General features: G+C 44.3%; 25 protein-coding genes. 4 read left to right on the top strand and 21 right to left on the bottom strand.

The features are described 5' to 3' along the window. Positions 1-54 precede the first annotated feature (54 nt). The 3 genes from BTO10_RS03890 to BTO10_RS03880 all read left to right on the top strand — a co-directional run bounded on the left by BTO10_RS03890 (position 55) and on the right by BTO10_RS03880 (position 4,208). Positions 55-1,806, top strand: coding sequence for a terminase large subunit domain-containing protein (locus BTO10_RS03890; protein ID WP_004737248.1), 1,752 nt, complete (start codon positions 55-57; stop codon positions 1,804-1,806). A gap of 20 nt (positions 1,807-1,826) precedes the next feature. Further along, entirely contained in the window at positions 1,827-2,795 is a 969-nt protein-coding gene (locus BTO10_RS03885) for a phage portal protein (RefSeq protein WP_004737249.1), read from the top strand. 219 nt (positions 2,796-3,014) lie between these two features. Beyond that, entirely contained in the window at positions 3,015-4,208 is a 1,194-nt protein-coding gene (locus BTO10_RS03880) for an acyltransferase family protein (protein ID WP_004737250.1), read from the top strand. Positions 4,209-4,332: 124 nt separating this feature from the next. On the opposite strand, the gene BTO10_RS03875 is transcribed toward BTO10_RS03880, so the two are convergent. From BTO10_RS03875 to BTO10_RS03775, 21 genes are all read right to left on the bottom strand, one after another. After that, complete coding sequence (locus tag BTO10_RS03875) at positions 4,333-4,584, bottom strand: hypothetical protein (RefSeq protein WP_004737251.1); 252 nt, start codon at positions 4,582-4,584, stop codon at positions 4,333-4,335. Then, the gene (locus tag BTO10_RS03870) at positions 4,575-4,805 is read right to left on the bottom strand and encodes a hypothetical protein (RefSeq protein WP_004737252.1); all 231 of its coding nucleotides are present in this window, start codon (positions 4,803-4,805) and stop codon (positions 4,575-4,577) included. The genes BTO10_RS03875 and BTO10_RS03870 overlap by 10 nt, the downstream gene beginning before the upstream one ends. Positions 4,806-4,814: 9 nt before the next feature. Next, on the bottom strand, positions 4,815-5,237 hold the full coding sequence (locus tag BTO10_RS03865; protein WP_004737253.1) for a glycoside hydrolase family protein: 423 nt from the start codon (positions 5,235-5,237) through the stop codon (positions 4,815-4,817). 127 nt (positions 5,238-5,364) lie between these two features. Further along, the gene (locus BTO10_RS03860; RefSeq protein ID WP_004737254.1) at positions 5,365-5,907 is read right to left on the bottom strand and encodes a hypothetical protein; all 543 of its coding nucleotides are present in this window, start codon (positions 5,905-5,907) and stop codon (positions 5,365-5,367) included. Then, positions 5,907-7,487 carry a hypothetical protein gene (locus BTO10_RS23675; RefSeq protein WP_258096983.1) on the bottom strand — a complete coding sequence of 527 codons (1,581 nt, stop codon included), beginning with the start codon at positions 7,485-7,487 and terminating at the stop codon, positions 5,907-5,909. The genes BTO10_RS03860 and BTO10_RS23675 overlap by 1 nt, the downstream gene beginning before the upstream one ends. Then, on the bottom strand, positions 7,484-8,014 hold the full coding sequence (locus BTO10_RS03850) for a hypothetical protein (RefSeq protein WP_004737256.1): 531 nt from the start codon (positions 8,012-8,014) through the stop codon (positions 7,484-7,486). Before BTO10_RS03850 ends, BTO10_RS23675 begins: the two co-directional genes overlap by 4 nt. Further along, entirely contained in the window at positions 7,996-9,039 is a 1,044-nt protein-coding gene (locus tag BTO10_RS03845) for a baseplate J/gp47 family protein (RefSeq protein ID WP_105023627.1), read from the bottom strand. The genes BTO10_RS03850 and BTO10_RS03845 overlap by 19 nt, the downstream gene beginning before the upstream one ends. Further along, positions 9,036-9,437, bottom strand: a complete 402-nt coding sequence (locus BTO10_RS03840; RefSeq protein ID WP_105023626.1) for a phage GP46 family protein — start codon at positions 9,435-9,437, stop codon at positions 9,036-9,038. The genes BTO10_RS03845 and BTO10_RS03840 overlap by 4 nt, the downstream gene beginning before the upstream one ends. Beyond that, complete coding sequence (locus BTO10_RS03835; protein WP_105023625.1) at positions 9,434-10,033, bottom strand: phage baseplate assembly protein V; 600 nt, start codon at positions 10,031-10,033, stop codon at positions 9,434-9,436. The genes BTO10_RS03840 and BTO10_RS03835 overlap by 4 nt, the downstream gene beginning before the upstream one ends. Beyond that, entirely contained in the window at positions 10,026-10,964 is a 939-nt protein-coding gene (locus BTO10_RS03830; RefSeq protein WP_105023624.1) for a phage tail protein, read from the bottom strand. Before BTO10_RS03830 ends, BTO10_RS03835 begins: the two co-directional genes overlap by 8 nt. Continuing rightward, positions 10,961-12,151 (bottom strand): DNA circularization N-terminal domain-containing protein, encoded by a 1,191-nt coding sequence (locus BTO10_RS03825; RefSeq protein ID WP_105023623.1) that lies wholly within the window; start codon positions 12,149-12,151, stop codon positions 10,961-10,963. The genes BTO10_RS03830 and BTO10_RS03825 overlap by 4 nt, the downstream gene beginning before the upstream one ends. Positions 12,152-12,416: 265 nt before the next feature. After that, positions 12,417-14,096, bottom strand: coding sequence for a tetratricopeptide repeat protein (locus tag BTO10_RS03820; protein ID WP_105023622.1), 1,680 nt, complete (start codon positions 14,094-14,096; stop codon positions 12,417-12,419). A gap of 134 nt (positions 14,097-14,230) precedes the next feature. Next, complete coding sequence (locus tag BTO10_RS03815; protein ID WP_105023621.1) at positions 14,231-14,452, bottom strand: hypothetical protein; 222 nt, start codon at positions 14,450-14,452, stop codon at positions 14,231-14,233. Positions 14,453-14,486: 34 nt separating this feature from the next. Next, positions 14,487-14,738, bottom strand: coding sequence for an ogr/Delta-like zinc finger family protein (locus BTO10_RS03810; RefSeq protein ID WP_105023620.1), 252 nt, complete (start codon positions 14,736-14,738; stop codon positions 14,487-14,489). Beyond that, positions 14,738-16,657, bottom strand: coding sequence for a rolling circle replication-associated protein (locus BTO10_RS03805; protein ID WP_105023619.1), 1,920 nt, complete (start codon positions 16,655-16,657; stop codon positions 14,738-14,740). Before BTO10_RS03805 ends, BTO10_RS03810 begins: the two co-directional genes overlap by 1 nt. Positions 16,658-16,660: 3 nt before the next feature. Continuing rightward, a complete protein-coding gene (locus BTO10_RS03800) occupies positions 16,661-16,939 on the bottom strand; it encodes a hypothetical protein (RefSeq protein ID WP_105023618.1) in 279 nt (92 codons plus the stop codon). Then, the gene (locus BTO10_RS03795; RefSeq protein ID WP_105023617.1) at positions 16,936-17,163 is read right to left on the bottom strand and encodes a hypothetical protein; all 228 of its coding nucleotides are present in this window, start codon (positions 17,161-17,163) and stop codon (positions 16,936-16,938) included. Before BTO10_RS03795 ends, BTO10_RS03800 begins: the two co-directional genes overlap by 4 nt. Beyond that, the gene (locus BTO10_RS03790) at positions 17,151-17,393 is read right to left on the bottom strand and encodes a hypothetical protein (RefSeq protein WP_105023616.1); all 243 of its coding nucleotides are present in this window, start codon (positions 17,391-17,393) and stop codon (positions 17,151-17,153) included. Before BTO10_RS03790 ends, BTO10_RS03795 begins: the two co-directional genes overlap by 13 nt. After that, the gene (locus BTO10_RS03785) at positions 17,390-17,605 is read right to left on the bottom strand and encodes a hypothetical protein (protein WP_105023615.1); all 216 of its coding nucleotides are present in this window, start codon (positions 17,603-17,605) and stop codon (positions 17,390-17,392) included. Before BTO10_RS03785 ends, BTO10_RS03790 begins: the two co-directional genes overlap by 4 nt. A gap of 15 nt (positions 17,606-17,620) precedes the next feature. Continuing rightward, complete coding sequence (locus BTO10_RS03780; RefSeq protein WP_105023614.1) at positions 17,621-18,163, bottom strand: phage regulatory CII family protein; 543 nt, start codon at positions 18,161-18,163, stop codon at positions 17,621-17,623. 52 nt (positions 18,164-18,215) lie between these two features. After that, on the bottom strand, positions 18,216-18,509 hold the full coding sequence (locus BTO10_RS03775) for a pyocin activator PrtN family protein (RefSeq protein WP_099165635.1): 294 nt from the start codon (positions 18,507-18,509) through the stop codon (positions 18,216-18,218). Between the two features lie 175 nt (positions 18,510-18,684). Between BTO10_RS03775 and BTO10_RS03770 the strand changes: the two genes are divergently transcribed. Continuing rightward, complete coding sequence (locus BTO10_RS03770; RefSeq protein ID WP_105023613.1) at positions 18,685-19,497, top strand: helix-turn-helix domain-containing protein; 813 nt, start codon at positions 18,685-18,687, stop codon at positions 19,495-19,497. The last annotated feature ends 1 nt before the right edge of the window (position 19,498 follow it).

The raw sequence follows: 19,498 nt of genomic DNA, 5'->3' as shown, positions 1-19,498 counted from the left end.
GATATAGAAATCGTTCAAGCTGAGTAATCACAAGCGCTGTAGCACTATGCAAGCATGGATACGAATGTTATTAGCGAACCGCTATACACCACCGACCAAACGAAAGCTTTGGAATTGTTTCTGCGCCAACGAAAGCCGCCTGAAATTGCGGAGCAAGTTGGTGTGGCTACTCGCACGGTTCAGAAATGGATAACTCAGTTTGATTGGAAAAAGCTGAGGGATGATGCACCCGTTGAATTAATGCTAAGGCAGCGTATTGCCTACTTGATGTGGGTTGACCATAAACTCGAATGCCAAGAGCGTGAGCTGAAGATGCTGCTAGAGCAGCACTATAAAAACCAGAAGTCAGAAGAGCGCTCTCGACCAGCGAGTTCTAGCGGTGGTGAGAATAAGCGAGGACGTAAATCAAATAAGGTTAAAAATGATATTTCCGGTATTACGAAAGAGATGCTGGATGAATACCGTGAAAAGACCTTCTTTGGCTACCAGAAAGAGATTCATGAGCACAAGCAAAACGATGAGATCAACGAGATTCGCTTTTATCTTAAATCTCGCCAGATTGGTTTGTCGTTCTATTTTGCATGGGAAGCGTTTGAAGATGCAGTGCTTAGCGGAGATAACCAGGTGTTTATTTCTGCGTCCAAGAAACAGGCGTACATCTTTAAAAATTACATTCGCAAGTTTGCGCTAGAGCTTGCTGGGATTGATTTAAAAGGTAAAGACGACATTGAATTAAGCAATGGCGCCAACCTTATTTTCTGTTCAACCAATGTTTCATCTTCTCAGGGCTTTAACGGTCATATGTATTGGGATGAGGTTTTCTGGATTCCTCGCTTTAGGGCACTTGATGACTATGCAGGTGGTATGTCTATTCAGGCTCAGTACCGTACAACCTACATATCAACCCCTTCTACTATGGCGCATGAGGCTTACCCGAAATGGTCTGGTAAGAAAGAAGACAATATTGACCTAAGCCATAAAGCACTGAAAGACGGTGCGCTTGGCCCCGATTACATCTTCCGTCAAATGATCACGGTTGATGATGCCATTGCCAAAGGCGGTGACAAGCTCTTCAACATGGAGAAGCTTAAGCGTAAGTATCCGGTTAAAGAGGTATTTGACAACCTGCTTCGCTGTAAATTCTTGGATGACAGCGCTTCATTCTTCTCTCTTAAGGCGCTACTGGCCTGTAAGGCAGACAGTTCACTTTGGAAAGATGTCGACCACGAGAAAGCAAGGCCAGTGGGTAACGCAGAAGTATTGGTCGGTTATGACCCAAGAGGTGGCGGTACGGGTGAAAGCTCGGATGATGCGGGCTTAGTGGTGGCGTTGAAGCCTAGACGTAAAGGTGGCGTGTTCCGATTTATTGAGCGGGTTCGCCTTAAAGGCTCCAGCTATGAGCAACAGGCTGACACCATTCGCGGCATTACTGAGAAATACAATGTGGTGTACATGGCCATGGATACCAGTGGCGTAGGCTCGGCTACAGCTGAGCTGGTTCGTAAGTTTTACCCAGCTCTGGTCGAGCTGGATTACTCACCCGAAGTGAAGCGATTGATGGCTTACAAGTCGAGAGAAATCATTAACAGTGGCCGTTTACAGTTTGAAGCTGAATGGGATGATCTCGTTCACTCGTTCTTAATGATCCGCCAGCAAACCACTAAGGTGAGTAACCAAATTACCTTTGTTTCCAACCGCAGCAAAATTGGCTCTCATGCCGATTTAGCTTGGGCTTCGATGCATGTAATGCGTTGGGAGCCGATTGATATAAACAATGACACCAACACCAGTGTCGAGTTCTTCTAGCCTAATTTTGGAGAGACCAAGTGATAGAGATTGAATTTTCTAGCCCCGTGAGCGTGATGAATAGCGACATTCTTAGTTATTTAGAAGTGGCGTTGGTTGATGGTTTATACGAACCACCGATTGCGCTCGATACCTTAGCCAAGGCACTGCGCACGAACCCGATGCATTCGAGTGCGATTGAGTTTAAGCGCAATACGTTAATGCACGCCATTGCGCTGAGTGGATTACTCTCACGCCAAGATGTAAAGCGCTTTATTCAAGACTACTTAACCTTTGGCAATGCTTACTTACAGGTTATTCGTGGCTATGGAGGGGTGGGGGAGCCTATCAAGCTCAAACACATACCTGCTCTCTATATGCGTAGACGTGAAGACTTAGGTTGGACGTATAAGCCTAGAGCCTACGATGATGATGGTCGTATCGACTACAAGAAAGGTCAAGTGTTCCACTTGGGCGATTACGATGTAGCGCAAGAGCTGTATGGTTTGCCGAGTCACATTAGCTCTTTGACGTCTATCTGGCTGAACGATGATGCCACCTTGTTTCGTCGTCAGTACTACCGTAACGGTAACCATGCTGGTTACTTGCTGTATATGAACGAGCCCACCATGACAGAGAAACAAGAAAGGGCCATCAAAAAACAACTGCAGGCTCAAGAAGGCATGGCGTTTAAAAACTTGTTTGTGAATGCCAAAGGTAAAGACACCAAAGCCCCAGAGCTTAAACCAATTGGTCAGGTGGAAGCCAAAGACTCATACAAAGAAGTAAAGAACCAAACCATGAACGAGGTGCTTTCGGTTCACCGTGTGCCAATCGAGTTGATGAGCATTCGACGCGAGAGTATTACGTCACTGGACTTGAATAAGGTCGATTGGCTGTTCCACAAAAACGAGTTGCTACCACTCATTGATATGATGCAAGAGTTGAATGATGTTGTGGGGCATCCGATCATTACCCCTAAAGAATATAAACGTTTGGATGCGGCTTAGGCTCAGCTATTAGGGGAGTTCCTCGAAGAAGGAGGTGGTCATTAAACGTTAATTAATCTATCATTCCCCCCCACTTTATCATCATAAGTAAAATTTCACTCCAGAATTCAGGCTATTTTAGGTCAGAAATATCAAGAAGAGTACAGCGACTTAAACTTGATACTAAGAGTAAATGTTGGTCTAGAGTGTGAATTTACCCTAAATAGAAGATTTCCATATATGATAGCAACCAAAAAACTTTACCCACTAGATGGATTGCGCGGCATTGCAGCAATGTCCGTAGTTATAATGCATTTGTGCTACACCTATGCCGTTGATTATGACACAAGGTTAGAGCAATGGTCCATGTCTGGGGGTATATTCAATGAAATGATAACTTCCACTATTTTAGCATTAACAAATGGAACGTTTAGTGTCTGGCTTTTTTGGATGATGTCAGGCTCGGTTCTTAGTATAAAGTTCTTTCAATTAGAAGAAAAAGATAGATTAAGCTACATCCGAAAGTCGGCAGCGAAAAGGTATTTCCGTTTATTAATACCGGTCGCAAGTAGTATATTTTTAGCATATTTTTGCATGTCAAATGGTTTGTATAGTAATAAAGAGCTCGCTATAGAGTTTGGTGAAATATATGTAAGCGGCCCCATTTCATGGCTAAATAGCCAGTGGAGTTTTGAACCAGAACTTGAATCTGCATTATCAAGTTCTTTCTGGTATACTTTTTTTAACTACCATTCACAGCCTACCTATAATAGTGTCCTTTGGACAATGGGGCCAGAGTTAATAAGTTCTTATTTTCTTTTTATGGTACTTCCTCTTTTAGGTGATGGTAAAAACAGACTTTTCACATACCTCGGTGTGTTTTCTTTTTGTTTTTTCTTTGAGCACTTTTATGTTTTATCTTTCATTGCTGGCGCATTGATAATTGATATTCAGCGTAGCTTTAAATTCAAGAGTATTCATAAAAGTTTATACATTATCCTTATACCATTAATTATATACGCTTTGAGTAAGCCTAACTATGGCGGATATTACTATATAATAGTTTCTTTTGTTTTGGTTTTTTTAATCGTTAACTTCGGTCTTTTTAACAGCATATTATCATCAAAGCTCCCCTCATTCTTAGGTAAGATTTCATTCTCACTATATCTCACACATATGATGATGATTGGTCTTGTAGCATCTCCTACTTATTTCCTATCAGTGAAGTTTATCTCTGAAAATAATTCGAAACTATTTTCCGCTATTTGTGTGCTAATTAGCTCCATAGTTTTCTCGTTTTTATTTTATAAATCAATAGAGAAGGCTAGCTCAAGACAAGCGGGGAAAATAGTCGAAAAAATTGACATTTATTATTCAAAGTTAGTCTTCTTTGTAAGAGAGAACTCTAAAAAGAATGAGAAAAATTCAGCGTAGTAAAGGGCTTATCTAAGAAGATTTCGAGGGTTAAATCAACCCTCGATCTTTAATTAACTTGTAGGCGAATATTTAAAATCTCTTTTATCGAAGTGCGTTTATGTTAGCTTTATTCAGCTTCTTTTTATACAGCTTCCTTACCTTGGAGTAAGGTGTGTAGGCGGTCGAATTCTTTCACCATGCTGCGTTCTATTCTGTCGCCTAGCTCTTTGACATCATCTTTGGTGGCGTAGGTTTCCGCTACGTGAGTCTTGTGCTCTCCAAGCTCTTTCGATAGCCGAAACAAGTAACTAATCAGTAAGCTAAGGATAAGGGTGACAAAGGTACAAAACGCTATCACAGCATTAAGCCAGTTCGGATCTATTGTCATTCCCATTGTTCGACCTCTTTGAGTTTTTTACCTTTCAGTGAATGGATAATGTCATTCACTGTTTCTTGTGTGACATCGTTCGTTGTGAGGGTTTTAAGCTTCTCTAGGCCCCAAATTACAAGACGAGAGGCGAAGCGCTCAAGAATCACTTTCCATGCGACTTGTAAGATTAAGCCTTTCAGTACTTCCCATAGGGTTTTACCTAAAATTCCGGTAATAACGTTCATACCCATTCCTTACTTTTGTGTTGGTTCAGTTCCATAACGCATCATTTCACTGAGCGTTTGAGAGCGGTTACCCACCTGTCTTGCCCAGCGACTGTTTAACATTTCATTAGCGGCCGCCTGCCAAGCTTGCTGTTCAATGAGAGCAATGGTCTTTTTGAATTTCTGAAAACGTGGCAAGCCCATGTTGAAGATCATGTCGACAATCACTGCCTGGCGAACTTCATTCAGAGCATTGAAGAAAGGTAAGGTTTGAGCCAGCTGAATCACTTCGTCAATATTGTGCTGAAGTAGCTGCTCGGCTTCTTCTAGGGTAATGCCGTTGTCACTAAGGTTGCGTCCATAACCGATGGTGAGTTTCCCCATGCTGCATCGATACGGCTTAAGCCGAAGACCTTCATGCTTCTTAATTAGTGTTGTGGCTAACGTTTCCATACTGGCGACCTAATGTAATGAACTAGGCTTAGTTTACCGTGGTGGTTAAGTGGCGGATATTGGGGCGAATTCTAAATGGAAAATGTAGAAAACCCAGCGTGATAGCTGGGTTTTAATAGGGTTGGGATTAGTTGGCAGGCGGTGTTGGCCACGGGTGCTCTGTTTGGATTTTTGCTCTCGCAGCTAGGGCTTGAGCCTCGCTAATATCGGCCTCTGCTTTGTTGCCACTTAAACGCTTGATTTGAGCTTCTGCAATTAACGGGTCACACATACGAGAATAAAGCTGTCGTCTTATCTCGTCAGTTTGGTTGTATTCAGCCACGTACTTATTGCTTTGGTTGGTTACCCAAGCATTGTTAATCCACTCGTCCCATTGAGTAGCTGGCTCGTCTTTTGTGTAGTCGTCTGTGATTAAAGACGCGTCATCAAAATCTTTGGATTCGTGAGTTTGCTTATGATAAGCCGTCACCTCAACAAACTTAGGTTCTACCGTCCACGTTTGATTTTGCTCATCAAACTTAGCTTGTTCCGTTTCTGAGTCGAACTCAGGAACCTCAATTAGTGTGGCTAGCTGCGGCAATAGATAATCGTCATAACCATCAATTTTATGGACTGGACGATGACCGATGTAGATAGACGTATCGCAATCGTAAAAATAAGCTGTTTTCATTACATCCATCCTCTGTGAATTTTAGCTGCGTAGTTTATGGAGTGTGGTCGGTTTTCGCTTGCAGTAGGAACAACTCTTGATGCTTTAAAGTCAAAACCGTCACCGCTCCCTACCACAGTTGTTGTCGCTGGAGCTATTTGTTGCCCGTACTTATTGTTCATAGATATAACACCGGAAGCATTACCCGCCGGATGTTTTTGATAAGCTATATTACCGAAGTCACCTTGAATTTCACGTATTGCATCACCTTGATACGCACCATGTGCCACGCCTAGTGGGGTTGCACGAACGAAACCTCCTACTATATGCAGATTAGGCCTTGTGAACGTGGTAGAACCATCACCGGTTCCCCAATACGCTGCGTATTTTTTCTTATCTGAATCTTTCGTAGCTTGGTTTATCAACAAACCCGTCCGTTGAGCATGAGCCCAAAGTAAAGCATCGGTTGTTCTCGATAAATCCCCGCCATCTAAGGTGATCCATCCAGCACGAGGATTGGGGTCGTCAAAGTAGCCTATCTCACCGCAGCGCATGGCCAACATATCGGCTTTAGTTAATGCACCTACATCGGCGGCGGTGGGTTTGTTATTTGGACTGAATACTCGCTGACCACGCTCATTTAACGTACCTGTTGTATCCATACCACCACCTGACTCATTTAGACCAGTAAGCTCGGCATTTTCAACTCTCCATCCACTAGGTAGGTTTTGAAGCTCAGGCTTAACAGGACTGATTCCTGAGTAGCCAGTTAATGCATTTGAGTCTTTTAGGCGAACGTTGTAAACAGACGTTACCGTCACATAGACTTGCAGGCGCTTCTCGCCATATGTATCGTCGCCATTAGCAATGACGCGAGCACCTGTAATTCGCTTGGCGTGTCCACCTACTGTAACGATGCTAATCGATGTATCTCTATAGCTGCGTACAAACTCGATATGCATAAATGCATGGTCACTGCTTTCATTGTCCCAAACATAGACCTCAGAAAAACCACGAGCGCCAGCAGCTGTAGCAATTGTAACCCAACCCGTAGAACAGGTGCCCGATTGCACATTTTCCCACTGAGAGAAAGCCGACGAATCCTTACCATCAAGCTTGCCCGAGTCAGCAGCTTTAGAGTTTTTACCAAGGTATTTGTCAGAGAACTCTTTTTTAAGGTTGGGAAAGTGAAGCCCCAATAACTCCGTTTCCGTCACGTACTGATTGTGCTTAAAAATGACCTGTCCAGCTTGCCCCGAAACCGCAGCTTTTAGAGTGACCATGCCGCCAATACCTTTAGCCAAAGCAATCACTGGGGTTTGGCAATCCACGATGGATTGACCTGCGGTATCTACAATCTTGATTTGATAGAGGTACTCATTGAAGTGCCTTTCAATCGGTAGGTTGAATACAAACGTCAGTACGCCATTATCATCGTAATAACTGGCTTCGATTGTGTCCGTATGGAAAACAGACAAGCTCGCAGTTGGCGCGTTGTGGGTTAATGCTCCAATGAGCTGAAACTTTTTCGCGGTCTGTTTCAGGTTACTTTTGAGAATGCTGATCCCGTGCTGAGTTGGGATACCTTGCAGCGTGCTCATACGGTGTCTCCTATTTCAAGTTGCCATGTGATGGCGGTGCAGCACAGAAAGGGGGCTTCAGCTTCTAATTCAAGCTGAGAGCTAAACTCTGGCTTCATGGTTAAGGCCGTAGCCAGTTCAAATTGTGTATTTGCATCAAATGGATAAATCCAATGAAACTCGGTGTGCGGCAGTCGTTTTTCTTCTAGCGCTTTAAAGGCCGCGTCATTGTTGTAGCTGTAAAGCTTTATCTTGATGAGGTTTGGGTTAGCGACTTCATCAAATACCACACCTTTAGAGCCCATCGTCATCAAGAGCCGTTGATAGTCTGAAATCTTCCAACCAAATTGCTGCTCTTCAAACTCGGTTAATAGCGACAGTTCAATATCGTCATGGGTTTGCTTGAAGTCTTTGGCCATGCCTTTGATGGTGTTGGCCAGCTCGACGTTCTCGGTGTCTTGCCAATATTCGCCTTTGGGTAATAGACCACGGTAGGCGTTTTCAAAATCACCGGCACTGTAGTTAATAATTAAGTCGGCGGTGTCCACGTTACGCTTCCTAGTACATGTATCTGGTTTTTATCAATAGCGACCTCACCAACAGGTGTACGAACAATGAAGTTGTTGGTCACGGTTGAAGTGGTTAACACAATTTCAGTATTGGTGATGGATTCAGGCTTTTGAGTTATCGGGTCGATTTTTCCCATTTTCCCTTTCACAAGATTCTCTAGTGCGGTGACTACATCATTACGTATGGCTTGGTCTTGAATGCCTTGTATCTCGATGTTGAGTGGCACTTGCTTTGGTAGATAAGCGATTGGATGACAACCTGCCAGTCGGTTACGCTCAAAGGTGTCTTGCACTAACTTGACTACTCCAGCACTTAAAGTCGGGTTGCTTTCTCGCGCACCGATATACACTTCCACCATGCCTCGCTGTGGGGTGTTGTCGAGCGCCCAAGCAAAGTCCACATCGGAGTGAGCAGACACCGCCCAGGCTTGGTAATCTTCTGATTTACCGATGAGCTCGTTCTTCTCAAACGCTACGATCACTCTGGAACGCCAATGCTTGAGTTCTTCAATGTTCGCGCCACCAGTTACACCTTGTGAAACCACACGGTTTGGGTCAATTCCGCTGAGCCCTTCGCTTAGCGCCAGTATTGCGCCTGCAGGTAAGTTGCTATCAACTCCTGATTTAAGTGCGATCACTTCGACCGGAGCATTGCTGTATTGTTCTTTGGTGGTTTCATACTCGTTATTGCCATGCGTTAAGCGAGTGCCTTTTTTGATCACCACCGTTCCGCCAAGCTCAGTGAACTGGACTCGGCCCGTTGCGAACGTGGGCAGTAGTCGAGGGGCTTTATGGCGATTAGCGTGTAGGTATAACCACTCTTCAGAGCAAGTCTCTGGGTGCAGCTGTCTGAAGAGCAAATCTTGATAACCATATTGCCCATAGCTGACCCCCGCAATGGCAGCGGCTATCCCTTTGGTTGCTGGGTTGCTTTGCCCTGTTACAGACACCAGATTCGCTTCTGCACGAGCTATCAACTCATCTAAGCTTCGTTTTGTACTCATTGGTTAACCTTTGAAAGTGGAACATCAAATTGAGAGCCATTGGTTAGGGTTATCATCACATTGCGACCCATTTGGGTTGGCTTCTCTCGCCATACTGAAACTTCAACTGCTTTGGCGTGGCCGTCGGTAATGAGCCAAGCGAGTGACTCTTCACAAAATCGCTTAGCAAGGCTTAATGTTTCGTCGGTAAGCTTTGCTCGCTTGAGCGTCCAGTCACGAGAGCCGACCACGTTTATCAACTCATTGCTCCAAGTGCCGCCACGCTCATTGCTTGCCATACGGGCGCGATCGTTTTTAGTCGATTCGGCATAGTTGTAAACACTCTGAAGCACAGCATGGGTTAGCCCCTCTTTAGAGCTAAGTGATGCCGTCAAAGCCGTTAAATTGAAATGACTCATCCTTTGTTTGGCCCCTTGGTTGTTCTGTTTGCACTATCGTCTTTGTAGTCGTGAGTATGTTTCTCAACGCTAACTCCACCGAACGTACCTGAAGAGCTACCAACAGCGCCCGTAACTTGTGTATCTTTCATAACCGTTAGGTTGCCGCCTATCTCTACATCACCAGAAAACGTGGACTTAGGTGCAGTCACGTTCACAGCCGTTGCGTTCACGGTGGTTTCTTGTGCCGATATCACTTCTAACTTTGCGCTGGCGTTTATCTTGATGCCTTGGTCAGTGAAATGAACAAGGTTGCCTTTGTCATCGAGCATCGCGACTTCACCAGGCTGTAACTCTATTTGGTGGCGTTCGTCTTCTACGTTCACGGTGATGCCGCGAGATGTGGTTCCACCAATGAATAGGTTGTAAGTTTTCGCACCTGGTAGTGGGCGGCTCATAAAACCGTAGTTGTGTACGCGTTTTATCTTGTCGTTAGTTCGGCCTGTCGCGGTTTTGATTTGTAATCGGCCTGTGGTTGCACCTGTGACCGTGCCGGTGCCAATCACATTTTTGATTCTGGCCATTAATCGCTGTTGTTGCTGCAGAGCACTAGACATAGCTTTGCTCCTTAAACGGTCTGAATAACTCAACCGATGTTTCCGTAGAGCTTTCAGACACCGATAGGCCAAGCGACTTGATTACCAACATCTCACTGAAGCTTTGCTCTTGGTCAGCTACTCGAATAACTCGATTTAAACCATCAATGGCCAACTCAGGGAATATGTCGGCAATTGTGCTTGATGCCGTCAGGCTTTGAGCTATGGCAAGGTTGCGCTCATATTTAGCACGAGACAGGCAAGTATCACGGTTTTGTAATTGGTCACAGGTGATCACCATAGTGCGTGAGCTATCGACGTTTGGATTGATGACCTGTGCGCTTGCGTCATCCCACTGACCTTGCACATCAATGGTGTGAAATTGCTGATTGAAGGTGCGCTTGATGTTCAGGCTGTCGATGTTGTTGCCTGTTTCTAGGCCGATATTGCTGATAGTTGCATGCGCGGTGTTTTCAATGGTCAACACACCACTGCGCTCAACCAACATAAAACCTTGCTCTCGAATGAGTTGTGCCACGTTCTCTACAGGGGATTCCGCATTTATTTGAAACTCAGGAATGACCGGCATACTCTTCACCAGGCTTTTCACTTTCAAACCAAATGGCTTGGCAACATGGCGAAGCAGCTCTTCAACGTTCAAGTTATAAAGCGCATCCATCGTGATGCGTGAATCAATCATATTGGCACTCTTTGAGCGGCCAGAAATGGAAACAGCGTGAGTGCTTGAATCGGTATTTGAATCCACACCATCAATCTGACCAATCAGAATCGACTTGGCGTTCAGGAAGAACTCAACCGACAACGGGCTTTCAATTCTCATAGGCTCAATTGAGCAACTGAATGTGTGGGCCAGCTGTTCAATAGAGTAGTTGATATTCGCTTGATAGAAGGTGCGCGGCTTGCCATCAATGTGCATCGTTAGCGTGTTCATGACATATCCCTTACGGCGATGTCACCACGAATGAAAAGCGGGTGCTGCAGTGCATTCATTTTTGTGATGACTTTTTCTTGAGTGAACTCATCGTGCGCAATCGCCAGCGCAGATTGAAAGCGTGGTGACTGTACCGTTCTATGGGGCGCAGTACCGCTGACCACCTTATCTTGCTGAACCTTCATATTGCTTTTCAATATCGTGACTGCATCGAACAACTCAATGCTTTCAAGCGTCGACACTTTGGTGGTGTCTTTGATGCGCTCATCGATACCGACAATCAAAGTAGACAGGTCATTCTTGATGGTTTCAGGCTGCTTATCCGACTGCGTAATATCAAAGCGGTCGCCTTTTTCTAGGTGTGTGATGTCTTTGTTCATCTTCACTGCGCCCGTCACCATTTGCACATTGTGGTGCTGAGTTGGCGTGTCCGGTTTCACTTCACCTAGCAGTAAAGCTTGAGCACTACGCGAGTTGTCTACCGCTTCATTACCTGAGCTTGGCTCGGCTTGAACACCATCGGCCACCGCATCCACTGAGGCAGAAAACAGATCAGCGAACTCAGTTGGGTTAGTGCTGAGGCTACTCACTGCAGAGAATGCTTTATTGATGGCGTGGTTAATGTCTTGAAGGCTTTCATCTTCAAGCTTTAAGCGGTTGGTGATGTCGACCAACACGTTCAGTGCGCTGATGGCATCATTCTGAACTCGGTGAATGTTCGATACATCCAAGCCTTTAACTTGTTTCACGAAAGAACGCTTCGATAAGCTCTCGACCATGTTGGCCTGCGTTTTTGTGCGAACGGAAGTCGGTGCAGTGATTGATGGGGAAGAGCCAGCACGAGCAAACTTCAGGCTCAGCGTCACCAATCCTTTTTTGGTACTGATGCTTTGCGATACATCTTCAAAGACAAGCGGAAGTTCACCCAACCAAGGATGTTCTAGCTCGCCTTTTGGTGTTGCTTCTAGGTTTTCAATGAGGGCATTGGCATCGGCCAGAGAACTGGAACCAACGAACACCGCTTCAATCGTATAGGTACGGGCTTTCGTTCCCATAACTTTGATGTGTGGTAGCTCTGCGTAGGGGATTTCGCTCACTTGCAAGCGCTTACCACCATCAAAGGCGGTCGAGAGGATATTGAGCTTAAGCCCATTCCATCTAGCGTGCTCGTACTGTCGTTCCCACATCAAAAAGCCACCAACTACAGAAGAAAATCAGAATTAGGCAGTGAGAATAAAATGAGTGATGGAGTAGGGCGCTCAGGCCTTGTTCGGACTCACCCACCCCTCCACACCAAAATTCCACACTGCAATTATGCGATCTTAGAACCGCATTTCATTTCGGTAGTTGTATTGGAACACAGCCCCCGATGTATCTACATCGAGGGCTGTTTTAGATTAGGGATTTAGAGATCCTTCGAGATCGTTTTTGTTCGTTTTGAAAAAGTTAGCTCTAAATTAATTTTAGTTTAGCTTCTTCAATACATTTACTTAAACGTTTACTTTCTGGGCTGTCTGGGTTGATACGTAACGCTGTTTTAATCTCTTCTTCTGCTTGCTTTATTCGTCCAGTATTCAATAGTAATTCAGCAAATGTTTCATGGTGAAAATAGCTTTCACTTTTAAAACTAAAAGCTTTATGAATCATTACTTCTGCTTCGTCGTATCTTTGGCTGATAATTAGGAAGTGCGCATAATTGTTATAATATGTCCCTGTCCCTGTTCCTTCACTAAGTTCTAAAGCTTTGAGTATGTATTCTTCCGCTCTATCTAAGTCGCCTTCTTTTGTCAAGGCTGAAGAATATCCTGAATGTGCGTTAGGTGAAGATGGATCTTGTTCCAAGATCTCTTCAAATAGTCTCTTGGATTCATCTATTTGGCCTTTAGTTAATTTGATGAATGCTAGATTTCCTTTTGTGATATGACTATCTCGATCCAGTTCTACAGCTTCTAGATAATGTTTTTCAGCCATGTCCCAATCCCCTATATCACTATAGGTGTGACCCAAATTTGTATGCAGCTCCATTGAGTTAGGTAGATGTTTTAGTGCTTCCTCATAAACCGCTATCTTGTCCGTGTTCGAGGCTTGTTCAGAGGCCTCGAATTCCCAATCTAACCAGTCGCGAACTTCACCAGAATTGTTATCGCGTAGCATGCTTTTTACTTCTTCAGGGCTATCCTTATAAACTTCTTCAATCTTTGCGTCTAAGGTATTAAGCATCTGTTCAGTATGCTCTTGTACAAGCCTTCTTTGACCATGACGCTCGTAACCAAAGGCAGTACCTATCTTAAACATCAATTGATCAAAGCCTGGAGTTTGTATAAGAACTCCTTTGTGTTCATTCATCAGCTCTGCGATATCTCCGTTTGGTTTTTCACCTCTCTCATAATAACACCAGAATGGCCTGCCGCTGATATCGTTAGCTTTTAGGCTTTTTAAGAAGTTCATCAAGCTACCATCGTTGCCACCATAGCCAATGAATACTGGAGTATAGAATCGAAAAATGTTTCTCAGAGCTTCTATCCAGTCGGACTTTAACTCTCCGACACCATCTTCGTCATTAATTGGGTCTGTGAACAGATCTCGGTGAATTTTAGCAATCATAGGGCGGCGTGACATTGGTTTTAGGTAACTTGCTAGGCTTTCATGACCTATTACCAATGGTGTCTTGCCACCATAGATATACATAGAATCCGCGACTAGATTATCAAAGTTGGTAGTAACCACCATATTATGCCGATCCTGAGCGAGCACCCAAGCTAGTACCGCATAGCCAAAACTAGGACTTCCTTGATCAATTGCTTTTTCTAATTCAGCGTATCCGGACTCATGATCTCCATTAAAGCAAAAACTAAATATTTGTGGATAATGAGCAGCTAAATTATTTGCGTCCCAGCCATCTATCTGTAATGGGTTGTTTTGCAACCAATCATCATACTCATCTTCATTGTTACTACGACGAAAAATAATCTCCATCCATTCCCTGGCAAGAGAAGCAGCACCTTTAACATTAGATTCAATAGAAGCACCAGCACCTAATATGAAGACAAAACGGCGGTCAGGCATAGTTTCGTGAATACGTTTAAGCTCATCTAAAAAACCGGTCAGTGACCACTCTTGTTCATTATCCATATATATTCTTAATGTTGTATTGACCTAATGTTCTGTAATCTATAGATAAAAAAACCTATACACAATTGAAAATTCGAGATTTTCTCACTTTTTAGATGAGCTGTACTATTACATCAACTTATTCAATTCATTATTCACACTCTGTACGCCTTCACTAATTTCCCATCCATTTGGTTCAGCTTGCGCACGGCCAATGAAACGCGCTTGCTTGATACGCCAGTTCTTAGTGAAGCCAGTTCGTAAGAATAGCCAGACTCGAACACCAGTTTCACGGCTTTGCGAGTTTGTTCTGGCATATCTCTTTTTGAGATCACTTCAAGCAAAGCATCAAGGCGCTTTTTAGGAATAAGGTTCATTTATTCAAAATACCCGTAGTCTAGACTGCTTGTTTTAAGTGCTTGGTTGTTCTGCTTCAAAGATATCGATTTGGTTCACAGCACCTTTACACAGCTCAGGCTGCAGTTCTGAGCTTGGCTTTTGGCCTGTCGGTTCAATGAAGTGCGAGAACGACGTATGCGCTACAAACACTTTTCCACAATTAAGGTTTAAACATTGGCAGTACAGCTCTCGCGTTTCTGAACTGATGGAACGCGAGGTCGCAATTCGAGTTTTGCTTTCACATTTTGGGCATGTCACTAGCATTATTGTAATCTCCCTTCTAAATAATCCGCTTTGGCACTTTGCCAATAACTCACTTCATCCTCATCGGGTTCTTCGGGTATGTAAGGTTCACCAAGAACCGATCGCCAATAAGCCCGCCGTTCTAAGAAGTGGTGATATTGCGCGTGATAAGTTTCATCTGCTTCTTGCTTTAAATCGCTACAATCGATATCACGACAAGTCATCGACCAACCTCTAGCTCCAGCTGCCCACATCAAGAAGTTATCCATCCGTTCTTTGGCTTCATCGCCGTCAAAAGTTATCGAGAACCGGTTACCACTAGAAGCATGCATTTGGCGAGACTTGATTTCTTGCGTGGTTTTCTTAGCCGCATGTTCTAAGCGAATAATTCGTGACTGCAGTTTTTTGAGATGGTCTTCAGGCTTGCCTTGTTGCTTGGCGATACTCGACGCTTTCACGGTTTGAGCTTTTTGCTTATTGATACGTGAGATTGTTCGCAGCAAAGGTTTTTTCCACTGCTCAAGCTTGTAACCCAACTCTCGAATCACAGCCGTAATATTGTCGGCTTCAAACGAGGCGAGAGTTTCCCAACTTGGTGCGCGTGAGACTCTCGCTATGCTGTAACGATTCCCTTTAATTAAACCTTGGTCAGCGTTATTGCCTTTGGCCGCATAGCCCACCGCTTTGATGAGATAAGTACTGGCTGCTTTGGGCTGTCTAATTCTTTCGATGTGAGCCATGCCATGACCCCATAGCGATTCCAAACGTTTGGCCCAGTCTTTGAAATGCTTTTTATCGACCGTCCATTTCAACAATAAGTGAACGTGCGGGTTGGGTTCGCCATCTTCATTCATTGGGCTTTCTGCAACCCACATATAATGGAAATCAGCTTTATCTCTATCAGGGCCAAAGGGTGAAGGCTTCGCTTTAAATTGCCCAGGAACGTAATCGCCATCTTCTGTGTACCAACCTCGATGAAACATCTTTTTGCTGCCATCGAGAAAGCGGGAAGTTTCGCGCCCAATACTGGTATCGAGTGGTTTAATGATTTTGAATGGTTGTTTTGGTAACTGTGTATACAGGCCGTCTTTGCCAGGAATAAGATCACCGGTATCTCGTTCAAACTCTACTGGAGTGAACGGGCCGTCAGCATCGATGCCTTCATCCATTGCTCCAAAAATGGCGTGACGTTGTGCCGGTGTAAAAGTCAAAGTCAGAAATGTCGTAAACCCTTCATGACATTGGGCAACATACGCACCACTCTCGAACATGTTAGAAACGCTCTTTGGTGTTAGCTTTTCCGTATAACGAGTACCCGAATTAGCCTCGGGTGCATTTCCTGCAGGCGTCTGGGTAACAATTTGAGCGCGCATTTGCCCGGACCAGTCTCGTTTTTGCAGTTGAAGAGAGATTGGTGATAGCTTCCTCTCGAAAGGAGGCCTTTTCTCATGCTTCAGTGGTAAAACTCGCGCAGTATTTCGCTCTGTACTCGCGTATAACGCATCAAAGCTTTCATGACCCATTCGGCTATCAAGCTCTGTCTTAGTGCCAACGGGTTGCCCGATAACCTTCACACGCTTGTTGATTCGAGCCAACTTTAAACGCTTTTTCTCGTGTCGGACTTTTGCGCCCTTGGACAAGCCTAGTGTCTCCGGCCTTTCGGCCGCCGCTTCGCGGTCGGGTTTGGAGTTTGAATTTAGCCTTTTGAAATGTTCAGTTGCCAACTTAACATCTGTAACGTGCTTTGATTTTTGATTAAAAACACGGTCGTAAACAGGAAGAGATTTAACCACGCCAGAATCGAGCAATTGTTGCTCGTATTCTGTGTAGTGAGGAATTTTGGAACCTAAAAAACCAGCTTCATAGCTGGCATTAGCAGTTTTAACTTCATCAATAGGCCGGACAGCTCCGGCCACATGGTACAGAGTTTCAATCTTCATCGCTTATTGCTTCACATCCCCTGGATTCGCATTACTTACCGAGCCCCAAGGTTCAGCGCACCCGTTTTCACTACACACATAATTCATTGGCTGAGAGTTGCCCTTAACACGCTTTTTAATGCCGTGTTTTTCGCGCAACTTCGACACTAAAAAGCGCGCTCGCTCTCGTTTCTTTGGATCTGGTTTCTCCATCCCTGCCATATCAGGGCAGGGCTTGTGTATTGGAGAAGTGATAGGCAAGTCAGCCGTCGATTTAGCTGGTCTAAAAGTAACGTCACTCATAATTCGCTAAACTCCTGTGTGTCCATAATCATGTGACCGCCAGTGTGATTACCTCTGATGATCACGCCGTTCATAACATGCTGACAGTTGAAGTGCTCACAAGCCGCTTCGATTGCTGGGTCTGGTGAATCAAACTCACCGAGAAGAAGATTCTTAACTTCGCTAGTTTCATCATCACGAACCACGCCGCCACCGCTGTTCAGTACAACCGCTACGTATTGCATGGTTCTGCCTTCATCCCGAGTTTCTCTTTGGCAAGCTCAAGGAACTTGGCAACCTGAGCTTGGTTTTGAGCGAAGTCTTCGACCTTATACAAAGGGAAGTACATAGAAGCTCCCCATCCGTCAGAGCCTGCTAAATAAGCTTCAGCAGCTTTCACGCCTTCGACATACCCAGCCTCGTAGACATAAATTTTGTCTTCACCTGAAGTGATGGTTTTGAGTAGAGTTTTCATACTGGTTCCTTCTGGTAAACCTTGAACTGGTCGAGAGCGTCACCCGCTTGCTTATGAATGCCGCGCCACATTGCGATCAAGTTATTCTGCAGTTGCTCTTGGCCTTCTACTTCGTTCGTTTGATATTTGGTGATAGTGAGTGCAGCAACATTTTCGATGTTGAGTGCTTCTTCCAATGAGTTGATTTGAATCGCGATAAATGGTTTTTTCATAATTACACCCCGTAATTAAGTGAGGCCGGGTAAAGGCGCACCGTTGGCTAACAAGTCCACACCCATACATAAGAAAGGATGAGCACCACTTGTGCGGTCTTCTAGGTCGTTAATGAGCAGCACCAAGTTGCTAATACCAGCTTGTGCCGTTTTGATAATTGAGTTTCGAGTTGAGCGAGGCAGGGCTCTTTGGCCTGCCGTGTCTAAAGCAAGCTGAGAGATATCTCCAGCAATCACAGAGTTGTTTAGAGCACGTTTAATAAACGTTTCTCTTTCACCTTCAGGAATATGAGCGGTCACTAGCCGTAACTGGCGAAGTACAACTTCTAAAATTACGTAGTCATCCGTTGCTTTAGAAATTGCCATCATTTCAGGTAAAGAAAGTACGTGAGGTTGCTCGACATTCAGTTTGTTACGCAACATGTTTGACCTAAGGCCACAAGCTTTGGCTATGTCTGTTAGCTCGTTACGGTGTCGTGCTCGAAATAAGCCGCATGCTTCGTTGTACTGTTCTTGTACATCCGCTAAAAAGACGCACATTGTCTGGTTCACTTCCATGTCTGATACTCACTATGAAACATAAGAAAAGTGGTTAGCTTCGAAGATGGTTTTAATGACGATGAAACTTTCCGTAGATGGATTCCATCCTTGCTCGCTCTTCCTCGTGTTTTCTTACAACGTAATCAGCAAGGTCGTTAACTCGAATCAATAACGGAACTTTTGTACCTTTGTTAGCTTCACTTTCTTCATGAAGACGAAAGGCAGGGATAGGGAATTCATGGCTGCTAACTTTGGCTTTAGCCGTCGCATACTTCATTCCAAAAAATGATTCTGAAACTTCGCTTAATTGGACAATCGGCTTACCAAACATTGCTTGAAGCCCGTAGTGAATATCCATGCTCATATAGTTATCCTCATTTTCACTACAGCACTGACGTGATATAGTTCTTAGTTAATTGGTGTTTATCCTTGTTCTTGACTAATATGATAGATAAACATTTTGTTTGTTCGTGTTTATGTGAATGGTGCGCCCAGATGGTGACTATGTCAAGTGATTATCGGTGTTTATTGGTGTTTGTGTGAAAGAGTGGTTTCTAAGTTCGGATTTAGTGGGTTTGGATGGAATGCCTAAATCAGTGACTGGTGTCTCCCAAAAAGGTAGACGTAACAATTGGTTATCAAGACAAAGTGCTACTTCTAGCAAAGTATTTGAATACCATATTTCTAATTTCCACCCAGATGTAAAAAAACAACTGATTGAGAAATACGTCACGGATCTTGATGAAGCGGAATATCTATTAACTGCATCAGCACCTAGCGTAACTTCGACGTCAGTAGAGCAAGTTGATATTGGTAGCAGCAAAACTAGCCAGCAGGTTGCTAGCCGAGCCTCTCGCAATACCGATGGCAATGTCACAGAGATTTCGAATGTTAAGTCTGTGAAAGCCACTTCTCAAATAGGCGATATGTGCGCTGTACCCGTGTACAACGTTTATGCCTCTTGTGGGTTTGGTGCTCAAAACGATACCGAATACCAACTCAGAACCGAATTCCTACCTTGTTTATGGTTAAGACGCTTCGGCCTAACAGAAGAAGATGCACGTATCATCATTTGTCACGGTGACTCAATGGAAGACACTTTGAGCGACGGCGATGAAGTATTAGTCGATACCCGGGAACTCGATCACCCAGTAAAGCATGGTGTCTATGTTGTTCGCATTGGTAAGCACGTCTACATAAAACGCCTGAAGTACGACATCATGGCTGAGGGCTATAACGTCATCTCAGACAACAAAGAAGAATATGATTCGTTTATCGTGAATGGGGAGAAACTCGACGAGTTCGCGGTAATCGGGAAAGTTGTTACCACCGTCATGAAGGCGGTGATATAGA

The sequence above is a fragment of the Vibrio chagasii genome (genome assembly GCF_002954585.1).
Classification (GTDB): domain Bacteria; phylum Pseudomonadota; class Gammaproteobacteria; order Enterobacterales; family Vibrionaceae; genus Vibrio; species Vibrio chagasii_A.
The sequence above is the reverse complement of the archived record's forward strand: the minus strand, read 5'-3'. Positions and strand labels throughout refer to the sequence as shown.

Excerpts from the sequence above, each read along its gene's own strand:
- BTO10_RS03890 (WP_004737248.1), top strand. The coding sequence starts at position 55 with ATGGATACGAATGTTATTAGCGAACCGCTATACACCACCGACCAAACG.
- BTO10_RS03880 (WP_004737250.1), top strand. The coding sequence starts at position 3,015 with ATGATAGCAACCAAAAAACTTTACCCACTAGATGGATTGCGCGGCATT.
- BTO10_RS03875 (WP_004737251.1), bottom strand. The coding sequence starts at position 4,584 with ATGGGAATGACAATAGATCCGAACTGGCTTAATGCTGTGATAGCGTTT.
- BTO10_RS03870 (WP_004737252.1), bottom strand. The coding sequence starts at position 4,805 with ATGAACGTTATTACCGGAATTTTAGGTAAAACCCTATGGGAAGTACTG.
- BTO10_RS03865 (WP_004737253.1), bottom strand. The coding sequence starts at position 5,237 with ATGGAAACGTTAGCCACAACACTAATTAAGAAGCATGAAGGTCTTCGG.
- BTO10_RS03860 (WP_004737254.1), bottom strand. The coding sequence starts at position 5,907 with ATGAAAACAGCTTATTTTTACGATTGCGATACGTCTATCTACATCGGT.
- BTO10_RS23675 (WP_258096983.1), bottom strand. The coding sequence starts at position 7,487 with ATGAGCACGCTGCAAGGTATCCCAACTCAGCACGGGATCAGCATTCTC.
- BTO10_RS03845 (WP_105023627.1), bottom strand. The coding sequence starts at position 9,039 with ATGAGTACAAAACGAAGCTTAGATGAGTTGATAGCTCGTGCAGAAGCG.
- BTO10_RS03840 (WP_105023626.1), bottom strand. The coding sequence starts at position 9,437 with ATGAGTCATTTCAATTTAACGGCTTTGACGGCATCACTTAGCTCTAAA.
- BTO10_RS03835 (WP_105023625.1), bottom strand. The coding sequence starts at position 10,033 with ATGTCTAGTGCTCTGCAGCAACAACAGCGATTAATGGCCAGAATCAAA.
- BTO10_RS03830 (WP_105023624.1), bottom strand. The coding sequence starts at position 10,964 with ATGAACACGCTAACGATGCACATTGATGGCAAGCCGCGCACCTTCTAT.
- BTO10_RS03825 (WP_105023623.1), bottom strand. The coding sequence starts at position 12,151 with ATGTGGGAACGACAGTACGAGCACGCTAGATGGAATGGGCTTAAGCTC.
- BTO10_RS03820 (WP_105023622.1), bottom strand. The coding sequence starts at position 14,096 with ATGGATAATGAACAAGAGTGGTCACTGACCGGTTTTTTAGATGAGCTT.
- BTO10_RS03815 (WP_105023621.1), bottom strand. The coding sequence starts at position 14,452 with ATGAACCTTATTCCTAAAAAGCGCCTTGATGCTTTGCTTGAAGTGATC.
- BTO10_RS03810 (WP_105023620.1), bottom strand. The coding sequence starts at position 14,738 with ATGCTAGTGACATGCCCAAAATGTGAAAGCAAAACTCGAATTGCGACC.
- BTO10_RS03805 (WP_105023619.1), bottom strand. The coding sequence starts at position 16,657 with ATGAAGATTGAAACTCTGTACCATGTGGCCGGAGCTGTCCGGCCTATT.
- BTO10_RS03800 (WP_105023618.1), bottom strand. The coding sequence starts at position 16,939 with ATGAGTGACGTTACTTTTAGACCAGCTAAATCGACGGCTGACTTGCCT.
- BTO10_RS03795 (WP_105023617.1), bottom strand. The coding sequence starts at position 17,163 with ATGCAATACGTAGCGGTTGTACTGAACAGCGGTGGCGGCGTGGTTCGT.
- BTO10_RS03790 (WP_105023616.1), bottom strand. The coding sequence starts at position 17,393 with ATGAAAACTCTACTCAAAACCATCACTTCAGGTGAAGACAAAATTTAT.
- BTO10_RS03785 (WP_105023615.1), bottom strand. The coding sequence starts at position 17,605 with ATGAAAAAACCATTTATCGCGATTCAAATCAACTCATTGGAAGAAGCA.
- BTO10_RS03780 (WP_105023614.1), bottom strand. The coding sequence starts at position 18,163 with ATGGAAGTGAACCAGACAATGTGCGTCTTTTTAGCGGATGTACAAGAA.
- BTO10_RS03775 (WP_099165635.1), bottom strand. The coding sequence starts at position 18,509 with ATGAGCATGGATATTCACTACGGGCTTCAAGCAATGTTTGGTAAGCCG.